Here is a 14,058-nt window from a genome sequence, read left to right as displayed (position 1 = left end):
ACACGCGGGTCGCGATCGGACACCGGCCGCAGCCGGGTGTCACCAGGACCGCAGGGTGGCGATCCGCTCCTCCAGCTGTTCGACGGTGGCCATCGCGGTGGGCGGGCCACCGCAGATCCGCCGCAGCTCGTTGTGGATCTTGCCGTGCGGTTTGCGGGTGCGGTGGTGGTGCAGCGAGACGAGCGTGTTGAGCTCCTTGCGCAGCCCCTTCAGCCGTTCCTGCACGCTCTGCGGGCGGCGGGCCTGCTCGGCCTGCTCGGCGCGTTCCGCGGCCTTCTGCTCCTTGTCCGCGGCCTCCCGCTTGCCGACGGTCTCCAGCTGCTGCTCCTGGCGCTGGCGCAGCAGGGCCCGCACCTGGTCCGGTTCGAGCAGCCCGGGCAGGCCCAGGTAGTCCTGCTCGTCCTCGCTGGTGCCGAAGGCCGCCGTGCCGAACGAGGAACCGTCGTAGATCACCTGGTCGAGTTCGGCATCGGCGCCCAGCGAGGTGAACGCCTTCTCCTCCTCGCCCGGCTCGTCCTTGGTGCGGTTCGCGTCGGCGAGCAGCTCGTCTTCCCAGCCGTCCTTCTCCCGGTGCGGCTTGCCCAGCACGTGGTCGCGCTCGGCTTCGAGCTGGCTGGCCAGCTCCAGCAGCACCGGCACGCTCGGCAGGAAGATGCTCGCGGTCTCCCCGGGGCGCCGCGCGCGGACGAAGCGGCCGATGGCCTGCGCGAAGTACAGCGGGGTGGAGGCGCTGGTGGCGTAGACGCCGACGGCCAGCCGCGGGACGTCGACGCCTTCGCTGACCATCCGGACCGCGACCATCCACTCGTCGTCGGAGTCGGCGAACTCGGCGATGCGGCCGGAGGCCTTCGGGTCGTCGGAGAGCACCACCGTCGGCACCGAGCCGGTCAGCCGCTCCAGCGCCTTCGCGTACGCCTTCGCCGTGACGTGGTCGGAGGCGATCACCAGCCCGCCCGCGTCCGGCACACCGCCCTTGCGCAGCTGCTGCAGCCGGGTGTGCGCCGCCTGCAGCACCGCGGGGATCCACTCCCCCGCCGGGTCCAGCGCGGTGCGCCAGGCCCGCGCGGTCTGCTCGGCGGTGAGCGGTTCGCCGAGGCGCGCGGAGAACTCGTCGCCCGCGTTGGTGCGCCACCGGGTCTCCCCCGAATACGCCAGGAAGATCACCGGTCGCACCACGCCGTCGCGCAGCGCGTCCGAGTAGCCGTAGGAGCTGTCGGCCTTGCTCCGCATCGAGCCGTCGGCGTCCGGCTCGTAGTTCACGAACGGGATCGGCGTGTCGTCGCTGCGGAACGGGGTACCGGTCAGCGCCAGCCGCCGCACCGCGGGCGTGAACGCCTCGCGCGTCGCATCGCCCCACGACTTCGCGTCGCCCGCGTGGTGGACCTCGTCCAGGATCACCAGGGTCTTGCGCCGCTCGGTGCGCACCCGGTGCAGCGTGGGGTGCGCGGCGATCTGCGCGTAGGTGACCACCACGCCGCGGTAGTCGCTGGAGGTGAAGCCGTCGGAGTTGCGGAAGTCCGGGTCCAGCGGGATCCCGGCGCCGCCCGCGGCCAACGCCCACTGGTGCTTGAGGTGCTCGGTCGGGGCGACCACCGTCACCGACTCCACCGTCCGGTCCGCCAGCAGCTCCGCGGCGATGCGCAGGCCGAACGTCGTCTTGCCCGCGCCGGGCGTGGCGACGGCGGTGAAGTCCTGCGGGTTGCTGGAGAGGTACTTCGCCAGCGCCCGGCGCTGCCAGGCGCGCAGCGGGCGCTGGGCGGCCTGCGACGGGTCGCTGAGCACAGATCGGACTGGATCGAGTTGTGCCTCGGACACGCTTGCTCGCCGCTCCTTCCTGAGCCTTCTCCCCCTCGCGATGCGCGCGGCGCGAACCTGCGGATCACCGGCCGGGCGCGGAGACGCCCCGGCGACCCGGTGGAACCGTCCACCCGTCCCGCCGCGCGACTCCGCGCCGAGCGGGAGATCCGCCGAGGGCGACCCGCAGCCTACCGTCCCGCCTCCCGTGACCGGGCGCACCGACCCGCGAGCCGGATCGAGATCGCACTGACACTCCCGGTTCGCCGGGTCCACGCCCACGCGTCGTCCCCATGCAGCATCCTTGTACCCGCGATGGGTTCCTCAGGTCCGACCGGTAACAGCCAGCGGCCCGGCCAGCACGGCCGACGGCCGGAGCCCTCCGATGCGCGCGCGCCGGAGGAGGGCGCCCAGTCACCGCCCGAACAGGGCTGGGACGCGGCGGCCGACACCCGCCAGCGACGGGGGCCGCTGCAACTGGTCTGGCGGACCATCGACAAGGCGTGGTGGGACAACATCTTCTCCGAGTCGGCGGCGGCCGCGTTCTGGCAGACGCTGTCGATGCCGCCGCTGCTGCTGGGCCTGCTGGGCAGCCTCGGGTTCCTCGGCGACTGGTTCGGGCCCGCCGTCGTGGACGCGGTGCACGACAAGATCCTCGCCGGGGCGCGCGCCGTGTTCAGCGGCAACGTGGTGGACCAGATCATCGGGCCGACGGTGGAGGACATCCTCACCAAGGGGCGCAGCGAGATCGTGTCGGTGGGCTTCCTGCTGTCGCTGTGGGCGGGGTCCTCGGCGCTGGCCTCGCTGGTGGACTCGATCACCATGGCCTACGACCAGTACACGGTGCGGCACAGCGTGTGGCAGCGGATCTTCGCGCTGCTGCTCTACTTGGCGGCGCTGCTGCTGGCCGTGGTCGGGCTGCCGGTGATCGCGCTCGGCCCGGAGTGGCTGCCGACGGTGTTCCCGCCGTCGATGCAGGACGACGTGGCGTGGCTGATCCAGGTGTTCTACTTCCCCGCCACCGGGCTGCTGCTGGTGCTGGCGCTGGCCACGCTGTACAAGGTGGCGCTGCCGCGGAAGCTGCCGTGGCACCGCGGGGTCCCGGGAGCGCTGGTGGCGATGGCCGTGTTCCTGTGCTCCAGCGTCGGACTGCGCTGGTACATCACCTGGGTGACCGGCACCGGCTACACCTACGGGGCGCTGGCCACGCCGATCGCGTTCCTGCTGTTCGCGTTCTTCATCGGACTCGCGATCATCATCGGCGCCCAGTTCAACCAGGCGCTGCAGGAGTTGTGGCCGGCGAAGATGACCCGCCGCGAACGCCGCAAGTGGCGGCGGCTGGAGATGCGGCGCGCCGAGCAGCAGCTGCGCACCGAAGAGGGCTACCGCGCGTGGCGTGCGAAGGACGAGCGGCCGCGCGCCGCCGTCGACCCGCCGACGACGATCGTGACGACGGCGCTCGCGCAGGAGAAACCGGAGCCCGAGGAGTCCTAGCCGGTCTCGGTCTCAGCCGGTCCCAGCTCTCAGCGGCTCCCCGGTCCCGGGTGAGCCGCTGAGCGACCCGGCTCAGTCGTCGTCGCCACCACCGGGCGGCAGGCCCTCGAAGACCTTCTTGCAGTCCGGGCACACCGGCGAGCCGGGCTTGGCCGACTTCGTCACCGGGAACACCTCGCCGCACAGCGCCACCACGTACGTGCCCATGACCGCGCTCTCCGCGATCTTGTCCTTCTGCACGTAGTGGAAGACCTCTGGACGGTCATCCTGGGTCTGGTCCGTGGTCTCCGGCCGGACATCGGTCTCCGGAAGCGTCATCGTGCTCATCACCCCATGATGCCGCACCGCGCGCGGCGCGCGCCGCGCACCTCGGGCGCCCGAACCGGTTCAGGAGTCGTCGATCACCCGGTGATCGCGGGATTCCAGCGCGCGCGCCGACTGCTGGTAGCGGTTGACCTGTTCGCTCTTGCGCGGCGGGCGGTCGTTGGCGATGAGCACCGCCATCCACGGCAGCGGAATCGAGATCGCGACGATGATCAACGCCAGCCACCAGATCTGGTAGCACGCCGCGCCCACGATCAGGCAAGGAATGCGCATCGACATCATGATCGCGTACTTGCGCCGCCGCTCCGCCTGCTGATCGTCGTAGGACGGCTGCGCCTCGGTGATGAGCACCGGGGTGTCGTCGCCGTGCCGAGTGCTGCTCACGACACCACCTCCACGCAGTCCATCGTCCCACTCCGATTGCGGCTCCGACACCCTGGTGGCGGGGTGACCGCCGCCGCACCCGATCCACGGGTTTCACGTGGACTTGACCCGGCGGCGACCCCGGCGACCTGCGGCGGCGGTAGGTTCTGAGGTGGCGGGAGAGACGGACGGGGAGGCTGCGCGATGTTGTACATGCTCACGAAACGGGTGCTCGGTTCGGTGGCGCGGGCGGTGTACCGCCCGAAGGTCACCGGTGCCGAGCGGATCCCCGCCGACGGGCCGGTCATCTTCGCGGTGAACCACCTGTCGGTGGCCGACAGCTTCATCGTGCCGCTGGTCGTCCCCCGGCCGGTGGCGTTCCTGGCGAAGGCCGAGTACTTCCAGGGCGGCGGGCTCAAGAACCGGCTGACCGGCGGCGTGTTCCGCTCGCTGGGCGCCATCCCGGTGGAGCGCGGGCACGGCCGGGCCGCGAAGGAGGCGCTGGGCGCCGCTGAGCGGGTCCTCGCCGACGGCGGCGCGTTCGGCATCCACCCCGAAGGCACCCGCTCCCCCGACGGGCGCCTCTACCGCGGCCGGACCGGGGTGGCCCGGCTGGCGCTGAGCGGGGCGGCGAAGGTGGTGCCGGTGGCGCTGCACGGGACCGACCGGCTGCTGCCCATCGGGGCGAAGGTACCGCGTCTCGCCCGCGTCGAGGTCCGGTTCGGCGCGCCGCTGGAGTTCACCCGCTACCACGGCATGGAGGGATCGCTCCCGGTGCTGCGGTCCATCACCGACGAGATCATGTACGCCATCTCGGAGCTGTCCGACCAGGAGTACGTGGACCGCTACCAATCCCCTTCGTCCCGGGCTGCCTGAGTTGGCTGAGGCTTCTCGACACCTGTTGCGCAGGGGGCGGGTGGCGGAACCTCAGCCGGTCCCTCGCTGCGGGATCGTTTTCACCGGTGGCTCCGCCACAGGAGAAAACGCTGTCCTCGCGAGGAACCGGCTGAGAACCCGCGGCGGTGCCGGTTGATCGGGTGGTCTCCGCTCAGCGGCTTCGCCGCTGACAGGAAGACGGCATGATCCGTCGCGGGGGCTGTCGGGCGGGACCGCTTCGTCACTTCTTCTTGGCGGCTGCTTTCTGGGCCTTCTTCCAGGAGCGGACCTCGTCGAGGGTCACCTGGTCGACGACGTCGGCGATGGAGCGGCGGGCGTCCGGATCGCCGTAGGCGCCCGCTGCCTCCCGCCAGCCCTCCGGCCGCACCTGCCACTGCTTGCCGAGCAGCGCCAGGAAGATCCGCGCCTTCTGGTCGCCGTACCCGGGCAACGCCTTCAGCCGGGCGAGGACCCGGGCGCCGTCCGGGTCGCCGTCGGTCCAGATCCGCTCGGCGTCGCCGTCGTAGTGCTCCACCAGGTACGCGCACACCGCCTGCACCCGCTTGGCCATCGAACCGGGGAACCGGTGGATCGCGGGCGGGGTGGCGCAGGTCGCCGCGAACTCCTCCGGGTCCATCGCGGCGATGCCGCGGGCGTCGAGCTCGCCGAGGCGCTCGGCCAGCACCTGCGGGCCGGAGAACGCCTTCTCCATCGGGATCTGCTGGTCGAGGAGCATCCCGAGCAGCAGCGCCAGCGGATCTTCCGAGAGCAGCGCGTCGGCCTCGGCGTTCTGGGTCAGGTGCAGCGTCCGGCTCATGCGGCCAGGATCGCACGCGGGGTTCCGCGCGTCCCTGCGCAGGCCGTTCGGCGGGGCGTGTGAGGATCGGGCGCGTGATTCCGGATCTCTCGAACGACGTCCTCGACCGCCTCCGCGCCGCCTTCCAGGAGGCGGGCTACGACACCGACGGCGTGGTGGACCTGCTCGGGCCGCAGGCCCACGCCGCGCTCGGCCGGGGCGAACCCGAACCCGCGCTGCGGGCGACCGCGGACGGCGGGCCGCTGGGCACGCTGGTCCGGTTGTTCCTGCTCGGCGAGGCCCGACCGGCCGCCGAGGTCGCCGCGGCGCTGCGGCCGCTGGCGGTCGCCGACGCCGTCGCCGGTGGCGTGCTGGCCGCCGACGGCGATGCGCTGCGCGCGGGCCTGGACATCCGCCCGCACGGCGCGGGCGAGGACTCGTGGTGGGTCGTCTCCGACCTCGACTCCGACCTGCGTCCGGAAGGCTGGGCGACCGGTGTCGACCACGTGCTCGGCGTGGGGCACGCCTCGCTGAGCCTGGTGCGGGCGACCTCGCGCAGGCAGGTCGGCTCGGTGCTGGACGTGGGCACCGGCTGCGGCGTGCAGGCGCTGCACGCGAGCACGCACGCGCAGCGGGTCACCGCGACCGACGTGTCCGCCCGGGCGCTGGCGCTGGCCTCGGCGACGTTCCGGCTCAACCGGATCGACGTGGAGCTCGCCGAAGGCGAGTGGTTCGAGCCGGTGCGCGGCCGCCGCTTCGACCAGATCGTGTGCAACCCGCCGTTCGTGGTCGGCCCGCCGCGCACCGACTACGTGTACCGCGACTCCGGGCTCGCCGGGGACGACGCGAGCGCGCTGGTGGTGCGGCAGCTGCCGTCGTTCCTCGACGAAGGCGGCACCGGGCAGCTGCTGGCGTCCTGGCTGCACCGCAAGGGCGAGGACTGGCAGGACCGGGTGGCGCGCTGGCTGCCGCCCGGCGGGGTGGACGCCTGGTTCGCGCAGCGCGACGTGGCCGACCCGGCGCTCTACGTCGGCACCTGGCTGCGCGACGCCGGGTTCGACCCGCGCTCGCCCGCGGGCAGGCGCAAGGCCGCCGAGTGGCTGGACTGGTTCGACGCGAACGACGTGGACGGCGTCGGCTTCGGGTTCGTCACGCTGCGCCGCAGCGGCGCCGAGCGCGGCGAGGTCGTGTGCGAAGACCTCCGGCAGGCCTTCGACGACCCGCTGGGCCCGGAGAGCGACGGCTGGCTGCGCCGGGTCGAGTGGCTGCGCGAGCACGGCTCCGGTGACGCCCTGCTGGACGCGACGCTGGTCACCGCCTCCTCGACGGTGCTGGAAGAGGTCGCCGCGCACGGCGAGGAGGGCTGGGAGCGCTTCGTGCACCGGCTGCACCGCACGGACGGCCCCGGCTGGCAGCACGAGATCGACGAACTCGGCGTGCGGCTGCTCGCCGGCTGCCAGGGCGCGCTGCCGGTGCGGGACCTGGTGGAGCTGCTCGCGCTCGGCGCGGGAGAGGACGCCGCGGAGCTCGCCGGCGCAGCGGTGCCGATGCTGCGCGAACTGGTGCGGCACGGAATGGTGATCCCGGCGGAATGGGCGGACGGCGAGTAATGCGCGCGGTGGTCAGCCGGGTCGCGCGGGCCTCGGTGCGGGTCGGCGGGGAGACCGTCGGCAAGATCGAAGAACCCGGGCTGCTGGTGCTATTGGGCGTGACCCATTCCGACGGCTCCGAACAGGCGGCGAATATGGCGCGCAAACTGCACGAGATACGGGCGTTGCGCGATGAGGAGTCCTGCGCCACCACCGGAGCCCCGCTCCTGGTGGTGAGCCAGTTCACCCTCTACGGCGCGACCCGCAAGGGCCGCCGCCCGTCCTGGACCGAGGCGGCCCGCCCTGAGCAGGCCGAACCCCTGGTGGCCGAGGTCGTCGACCGGCTGCGGGAGCGGGGCGCGCGGGTGGGCACCGGGCGGTTCGGCGCGACGATGGAAGTGGACAGCGTCAACGACGGACCATTCACGTTGTTGATCGACGTCTGAATGTAACGCCGGTTCTCAGCTGATCCTCAGACTTCGCGGAGCAACGGATGTGACCGCCGCGACGTCTCTCGGTCGAGCAGTTCGGGAACGAATTCAAGGGCGTGTTCGTTTTCCAGGTATCCAAGCTTCGACAGCCAGGTCCACCGAGCCGCCACCGCAACGCGGCGGCTCGACGGCGAGTCGAGTGGAGTCCCGATCAGAACGGCCGTTCTGCACCGGAACCACACGCGGCACGTCGGGAACACGCACCACTCCGACCCGACAGCACGACACCAGACAGCACAACCGTCACATCCGGACGGCGTGGCATTCGGCCCGCAACACCGAGCGTACGCGTCCTCCACAGCGCCAGACCGCGCCGTGGGCACGCCCCGCAAGCCAGCCCGTCAGGGAGGGAGCTCAATGACCGTCCCGCAGACCAACACCATGACCGCCACCGACGCCGACCTCGACAACCAGGGCCCCTCGGCCGACCTGGTGCGGGTCTACCTGAACGGCATCGGCCGCACCGCGCTGCTCACCGCGCAGGAGGAGGTCGACCTCGCCAAGCGGATCGAGGCGGGCGTCTTCGCGAAGCACATGCTGGAGACGGACGGCAAGATCTCGCCCGAACGGCGCAGCGACCTGCGGGCAGTGGTGCGCGACGGCCGGTCGGCCAAGAACCACCTGATGGAGGCCAACCTGCGGCTGGTGGTGAGCCTCGCCAAGCGCTACACCGGGCGCGGCATGCCGCTGCTGGACCTCATCCAGGAAGGCAACCTGGGGCTCATCCGCGCGGTCGAGAAGTTCGACTACACCAAGGGCTTCAAGTTCTCCACGTACGCGACCTGGTGGATCCGGCAGGCCATCACCCGCGGCATGGCGGACCAGTCCCGCACGATCCGGCTGCCCGTCCACCTCGTCGAGCAGGTGAACAAGCTGGCCCGGATCAAGCGGGACCTGCACCAGAAGCTGGGTCGCGAGGCGACCGACGAGGAACTGGCCTCCGAGAGCGGGCTCACCCCGGAGAAGGTGTCCGACCTGCTCGACCACTCCCGGGACCCGGTGAGCCTGGACATGCCGGTCGGTGCCGAAGAGGACGCCCCGCTCGGCGACTTCATCGAGGACGCCGAGTCCGCCGACGCGGAGAACGCGGTGATCTCCGGCTTCCTGCAGGACGACCTGCGCCGCGTGCTGGGCACCCTGGAGGAGCGGGAGCAGTCGGTGATCCGGATGCGCTACGGCCTCGACGACGGCCAGCCGCGCACCCTGGACCAGATCGGCAAGGCCTTCGGGCTGTCCCGCGAGCGGGTCCGCCAGATCGAGCGGGAGGTCATGTCCAAGCTGCGGCAGGGCGACCGCGCCGACCGGCTGCGGGCCTACGCCAGCTGACCCGGTGGTGCCCGCCGCGGCCCGGAGCCGCGGCGGACCGCGGAGAAGAACGCGCGCGTCCGGCCGGACACCCGGCCGGACGCATTCCAAGGGAGGTCGGACTCGCCTTCGAGGCAGGTCCGGCCTCTCGCCCCGTCCGCCCCGGTTCGCCCCGTCCGCCCCGGTTCGCGGAGCCCGGTCAGTCGCGGAACTTGCGCCGCCAGCGGTCGATCTCGTCCGCGGTGACGCCGTGCGCGCGCAACCAGCCCGCCGCGTGCTCCTCGTGCTCCGCCCAGGTCGCCAGCACGCCCTCGATCGCCTCCACCGGCGTCGAGATCAGGTGCCGCACGTCCTCCTCGCTGACCCCCGGCGGCAGCGCGGGCGCCAGCTCCAGGCGCTGCAGCACCCGGAACATGTTGCGGTCCGTCCGCACGTAGTCCGCGATGATCGCGTCCGAGCGCACGCCCGCCGCGCTCAGCAGCATCGCCGAGACCACCCCGGTGCGGTCCTTGCCCGCCGCGCAGTGCACCAGCACCGGCCCGTCCGCCGCCAGCACCAGCCGGAACACCCGCACCAGCTTGTCCGCCGCGTTCCGCAGCGCCAGCTGGTAGAGCTCCGGCAGCGGATGCGCCACCTCGGTCGAGTGGATGCCCGCGAGCAGCTCGATCTGGTGCACCTCCGCGACCTCCGCCAGCGGATGCGCCGTGCCGTTCAGCTCCGACGCGTCCCGCAGGTCCAGCACCAGCCGCGGCGGCCACGCCACGTCCGCCGGCTCCCGGTCTCCCGGGCGGGGGGCGTCGCTGCGCAGCACGATCCCCTCCCGCGTGGTCCCCGGTTCGGCGGGCAACCCGCCGAGATCGCGCAGGTTGACCAACCCGTCGAGGGCCTCGGAGGTCGGATCCGTCGTGGACAAGGGCGTCTCCCATCGGCTCGGCTACCGACCGACAGCCTCGCAGGTGACCGCCCCCGGCCGACAGACCCGGTCCGCGCCCGCGAGTCGTTGCGTTAACGTCACCGCATTCCCGAACGCGCAAAGGAGCGGCGTCGTGACCACCACGTTCGACTACACCGAGGTCCTTCCGCTCGGTCCGGACGACACCGACTACCGGTTGCTCACCACCGAGGGCATCCGCACCGTGGAAGCCGCGGGCAGGCGGTTCCTCGAAGTGGCGCCCGAGGCGCTGACCGCGCTCGCCGGCGCGGCGATCAAGGACATCCAGCACCTGCTGCGCTCCTCGCACCTCGCGCAGCTGCGAGCCATCGTCGACGACCCGGAAGCCAGCGCCAACGACCGGTTCGTCGCCACCGACCTGCTGCGCAACGCCTGCGTGTCCGCGGGCGGCGTGCTGCCCATGTGCCAGGACACCGGCACCGCCATCGTCATCGGCAAGCGCACCGAAACCGTGCTCACCGGCGGCGAAGACGAACAGCGGCTCGCGCGCGGCGTGTTCGACGCCTACCAGGAGCTGAACCTGCGGTACTCCCAGATGGCACCGCTGAACTTCTGGGAAGAGCGCAACACCGGCAGCAACCTGCCCGCGCAGATCGAGCTGTACACCAAGGCGGGCACCGAGCCGAGCTACGAGTTCCTGTTCCTGGCCAAGGGTGGCGGCAGCGCGAACAAGACGTTCCTCTACCAGGAGACGAAGGCGCTGCTGAACCCGACGCGGCTCGCCAGGTTCCTCGAGGAGAAGCTGCGCTCGCTCGGCACCGCGGCCTGCCCGCCGTACCACCTGGCGATCGTCGTCGGCGGTACCTCCGCCGAGCACAACCTCAAGGTCGCCAAGCTCGCCTCCGCCCGCTACCTCGACGGGCTCCCCCGCGAAGGCTCCCCGTCCGGGCACGCACTGCGCGACGTCGAACTCGAAGCGCAGGTGCTCGAGATGACCCGGCAGTTCGGCATCGGCGCCCAATTCGGCGGCAAGTACTTCTGCCACGACGTGCGGGTCATCCGGCTGCCCCGCCACGGCGCCTCGCTGCCCGTCGGCGTCGCCGTGTCCTGCTCCGCCGACCGCCAGGCCAAGGCGAAGATCACCCCTGAAGGCGTGTTCCTGGAACAGCTCGAACGCGACCCCGCCCGCTACCTGCCCGAAGTCGGCGACGAACAGCTGTCCACCGACGTGGTGCGCATCGACCTGAACCGGCCCATGTCCGAGATCCGCGCACAGCTCTCCGAGCTGCCGGTGAAGACGCGGGTGTCGCTGACCGGGCCGCTCGTCGTGGCCCGCGACATCGCGCACGCCAAGATCGCCGAACGGCTCGACGCAGGCGAACCGATGCCGCAGTACCTGCGGGACCACCCCGTGTACTACGCGGGCCCCGCGAAGACTCCCGACGGCTACGCCTCCGGCTCGTTCGGACCCACCACCGCCGGGCGGATGGACTCCTACGTGGAGCAGTTCCAAGCAGCGGGCGGCTCGCTCGTGATGCTCGCCAAGGGGAACCGGTCGCCGAAGGTCGCCGCCTCCTGCCGCGAACACGGCGGGTTCTACCTCGGCTCCATCGGCGGCCCCGCCGCGCGGCTCGCGCAGGACTGCATCCGCTCCGTCGACGTCCTCGAATACCCGGAACTGGGCATGGAAGCGGTGTGGCGCATCGAAGTCGAGGACTTCCCGGCGTTCGTCGTGGTGGACGACAAGGGGGAGGACTTCTTCGCGGATTCGACGCAGCCCACCCTGCAGATCTCCTTCGCCCGCTGACCGTGAGCGGGCTCCGGGCTCGTTCTGCTCTTCGGGGCGGGTGGCGGAACCGCACTGCCTGTCTCGCTGCTTCTGCCGCGTAGTGCTCGGGTAGCGGAACCTCGGCGGTTTCCTCGCTGCGGGATCGATGTCCGATGCATGTCCGCGCCGTCCTCGCGAGGAGACCGCTGAGCACCCGCGGCGGTGCCGGTTGCTCTGGTGGTCACTGCTCAGGGCTGCGCCCTGACAGGACCGCTGGGGGCCGGATTTCGCCGACAACGCAACGGCCGACGGTCCATTCTGGACCGTCGGCCGTCGTGCACCACAGTGGACCGGAACGCACTTTCTCCCGTAGGAGCCCCACCTCCTACGGGAGAAGTGCCTGCGAAGCGCAGGTCAGCACGTCGACCTCATCAACGCGGAACCTTCACCTCGCGCTCATCGAGCACAACGGTGCGCTGTCCCAGCGGCTCGTCCAGCTGGACGGCCACCGGCGGGTAGCGCAGATCCATCGTGCAGATCCCCGGCGGATCGGGAGTCTCGTTCACCAGCACGACCTTCACCTGCTGGTCGTTCTGCTCGGCGACTTCGGCGTGGACCTTGCTGCAACCGCCTTCCTGGCCGTTGGTGACGACGGCGGAGCCGCCGTCCTGGGTCCACACCCGGGGCGTCGTGCTCCCCGACTGGGTCGTAGCCTTGATCAGGTTCTCCGGCACGGGTGTCCGTTCCTGCTCGGGCTTCGGCTGCACTGGGGCGGCCGGCTCAGGGGCGGGCGGCTGCCCGCCGAATCCGACGTCTTCTTGCTGTCCGGCGCAGGCGGTGAAAGCGAGGAGCAGCATGCCCGCGCCCACTGTGGTGTGTAGGCGTTTCATGCCCGGTAGACGGAGTCCGGTCCGCCCCGGGTTGCGCGGTTGCCGGATCTTTTGGGGGAAATCCGCGCAGGCCGCCGCCAGGAACGGCGAAACCGCTGGTCAGCGGCATTAACTGGGAACGTCCGGTGTTGAACCGGCCGGGTTGGTCCCGGGTTCAGCGCGCGTCGGCCTCCGCGGGACCGGCCTGCGCGGTCCCGGTCGCCGCGGCCGCCCAGCCGGTGATCCAGTCCGCCAGCACCCCGCTGGTGTACACCCAGGCGTAGTGGCCGAGCTTCGCCGCGCCCGCCGTCTCGCAGGAGTAGTGCCGCCGGGTGCGCGACGCGGCCGCCGCCTTCGCCGCGAGGTGATCCACAGAGGACGCCGGTGCGAGCTCGTCCCCCTCCACGCTGACCGTCAGCAGCGGGACGTCCAGCTCCCGCAACGCCCGCTCGTAGTCCACGTCCGACCCACCGAGGCGGTAGCGGCCGGTGCGTCCCTGCCGCGCCCAGTCCCTCATGATCCCGGCGGGCTGGCGGCCGCCGAACCCGAGCCGCTCCCCCGGCCAGAAGCCGAGCACCGCGCTCAGCGCGGCGACGAACTGGGTGGCCACCAGGTTCTTCCAGCCCTGCAGCCCCGGGAAGCTGCGGAACCACACCGACCCGGAGGCCAGCAGCGTCACGCCCTGCACCCGGCTCGGGTCCGCCGCGGCCAGCAGCAGCGCGATCTGGCCGCCGAGGCTGTGCCCGACCAGGAAGCGGGGCGCGGCCGGGAACTCGCGCGCGACCAGGTCCACCACGGCGGTCGCGTCGTCCACCAGGTCCTGGTAGCCGAAGCGGATCTTCCGGTCGGCGCGCGGCGACGCGGTGCCCTGGCCGCGCCAGTCGACGCTCACCACCGTGCAACCGCGGTCGTGGAGCTCCTGCAGGAACGGCGGGTAGTAGGAGGCGGGGACGCCCATCGCGGGCAGCAGCACGACGACCGGGGCGGCCGGGTCCGCGGCGGCGCAGGCGCGGACGCTCAGCCGGTGCTCGCCCGCGGGCAGCTCGCCCAGCTCGGTCAACGTCAGGTCGGCCATTCCGGGACTCCCGTCCTCGCTTCCTAGGCGCGCACAGAATAACGGTACGGATGAGTCTCGGAGGGAGGGGCGTGGTGTGGGTCGATTCGCGGGCGGATGCGGGGGTTCTTGCGAGCCGCTGGGCCGGGCGAGGTCGCCAGCGGTTGCGGCCGGGGCGTGCTCTCCGGTTGCTCGGGTGGGTCGGGCGTCCGGTCGGGTTCGGGCGTCCAGTCGGTCTCGAGCGTCCAGTCGGTCTCGAGCGCCCAGTCGGTCTCGAGCGCCCAGTCGGTCTCGAGCGCCCAGTCGAGTTCGAGCGCTCGGTCGGGCTCAAGCGCCCGGCCGAGTTCGGGTGCCCAGTCGGGCTCGAGCGCTCGGTCGGCACGGGCGTTCGGCGGAGTCGATGCGCGAGGAGCGCGGAGACGCGAGGGCTGCGGCCCGGCGCG

The 14,058-nt window shown here is 71.9% G+C and carries 13 protein-coding genes; 6 read left to right on the top strand and 7 right to left on the bottom strand.

The window, feature by feature from the left end:
* Nucleotides 1-39 precede the first annotated feature (39 nt).
* Nucleotides 40-1,782: a DEAD/DEAH box helicase gene (locus ABZ805_RS02045; protein ID WP_358433074.1), complete on the bottom strand. Its 1,743-nt coding sequence runs from the start codon at nt 1,780-1,782 to the stop codon at nt 40-42.
* 327 nt (nt 1,783-2,109) lie between these two features.
* Between ABZ805_RS02045 and ABZ805_RS02040 the strand changes: the two genes are divergently transcribed.
* Nucleotides 2,110-3,288, top strand: coding sequence for a YihY/virulence factor BrkB family protein (locus tag ABZ805_RS02040; protein ID WP_358432960.1), 1,179 nt, complete (start codon nt 2,110-2,112; stop codon nt 3,286-3,288).
* 72 nt (nt 3,289-3,360) lie between these two features.
* Here the strand turns inward: ABZ805_RS02040 and ABZ805_RS02035 are convergent, their stop codons facing one another.
* Both ABZ805_RS02035 and ABZ805_RS02030 read right to left on the bottom strand, forming a co-directional pair.
* A complete protein-coding gene (locus ABZ805_RS02035) occupies nt 3,361-3,615 on the bottom strand; it encodes a DUF3039 domain-containing protein (protein ID WP_224955395.1) in 255 nt (84 codons plus the stop codon).
* A 60-nt stretch (nt 3,616-3,675) separates the two neighbouring features.
* Nucleotides 3,676-3,996: a DUF3099 domain-containing protein gene (locus ABZ805_RS02030; RefSeq protein WP_358432958.1), complete on the bottom strand. Its 321-nt coding sequence runs from the start codon at nt 3,994-3,996 to the stop codon at nt 3,676-3,678.
* A gap of 183 nt (nt 3,997-4,179) precedes the next feature.
* On the opposite strand from ABZ805_RS02030, the gene ABZ805_RS02025 reads away from it, so the two are divergent.
* Nucleotides 4,180-4,851 (top strand): lysophospholipid acyltransferase family protein, encoded by a 672-nt coding sequence (locus ABZ805_RS02025; protein ID WP_358432956.1) that lies wholly within the window; start codon nt 4,180-4,182, stop codon nt 4,849-4,851.
* 241 nt (nt 4,852-5,092) lie between these two features.
* Here ABZ805_RS02025 and ABZ805_RS02020 read toward each other — a convergent pair whose 3' ends face one another.
* Nucleotides 5,093-5,668 (bottom strand): HhH-GPD-type base excision DNA repair protein, encoded by a 576-nt coding sequence (locus ABZ805_RS02020; protein WP_358432954.1) that lies wholly within the window; start codon nt 5,666-5,668, stop codon nt 5,093-5,095.
* Between the two features lie 74 nt (nt 5,669-5,742).
* Here ABZ805_RS02020 and ABZ805_RS02015 point away from each other — a divergent pair, with 74 nt between their 5' ends.
* From ABZ805_RS02015 to ABZ805_RS02005, 3 genes are all read left to right on the top strand, one after another.
* Nucleotides 5,743-7,257: a methyltransferase gene (locus tag ABZ805_RS02015; protein WP_358432952.1), complete on the top strand. Its 1,515-nt coding sequence runs from the start codon at nt 5,743-5,745 to the stop codon at nt 7,255-7,257.
* Complete coding sequence (gene dtd / locus ABZ805_RS02010) at nt 7,257-7,682, top strand: D-aminoacyl-tRNA deacylase (RefSeq protein WP_358432950.1); 426 nt, start codon at nt 7,257-7,259, stop codon at nt 7,680-7,682. Before ABZ805_RS02015 ends, dtd begins: the two co-directional genes overlap by 1 nt.
* A gap of 402 nt (nt 7,683-8,084) precedes the next feature.
* Complete coding sequence (locus tag ABZ805_RS02005; protein ID WP_358432948.1) at nt 8,085-9,053, top strand: sigma-70 family RNA polymerase sigma factor; 969 nt, start codon at nt 8,085-8,087, stop codon at nt 9,051-9,053.
* A gap of 178 nt (nt 9,054-9,231) precedes the next feature.
* On the opposite strand, the gene ABZ805_RS02000 is transcribed toward ABZ805_RS02005, so the two are convergent.
* Complete coding sequence (locus ABZ805_RS02000; protein ID WP_358432946.1) at nt 9,232-9,945, bottom strand: tyrosine-protein phosphatase; 714 nt, start codon at nt 9,943-9,945, stop codon at nt 9,232-9,234.
* 133 nt (nt 9,946-10,078) lie between these two features.
* On the opposite strand from ABZ805_RS02000, the gene ABZ805_RS01995 reads away from it, so the two are divergent.
* Complete coding sequence (locus ABZ805_RS01995; RefSeq protein ID WP_358432944.1) at nt 10,079-11,731, top strand: fumarate hydratase; 1,653 nt, start codon at nt 10,079-10,081, stop codon at nt 11,729-11,731.
* 392 nt (nt 11,732-12,123) lie between these two features.
* On the opposite strand, the gene ABZ805_RS01990 is transcribed toward ABZ805_RS01995, so the two are convergent.
* Both ABZ805_RS01990 and ABZ805_RS01985 read right to left on the bottom strand, forming a co-directional pair.
* Nucleotides 12,124-12,561 (bottom strand): hypothetical protein, encoded by a 438-nt coding sequence (locus ABZ805_RS01990; RefSeq protein WP_358432942.1) that lies wholly within the window; start codon nt 12,559-12,561, stop codon nt 12,124-12,126.
* Nucleotides 12,562-12,736: 175 nt separating this feature from the next.
* Nucleotides 12,737-13,636 (bottom strand): alpha/beta fold hydrolase, encoded by a 900-nt coding sequence (locus ABZ805_RS01985; RefSeq protein WP_358432940.1) that lies wholly within the window; start codon nt 13,634-13,636, stop codon nt 12,737-12,739.
* Nucleotides 13,637-14,058: the final 422 nt, after the last annotated feature.

Source organism: Saccharopolyspora sp. NPDC047091 (assembly GCF_040643635.1).
Classification (GTDB): domain Bacteria; phylum Actinomycetota; class Actinomycetes; order Mycobacteriales; family Pseudonocardiaceae; genus Saccharopolyspora_C.
The sequence above is the reverse complement of the archived record's forward strand: the minus strand, read 5'-3'. Positions and strand labels throughout refer to the sequence as shown.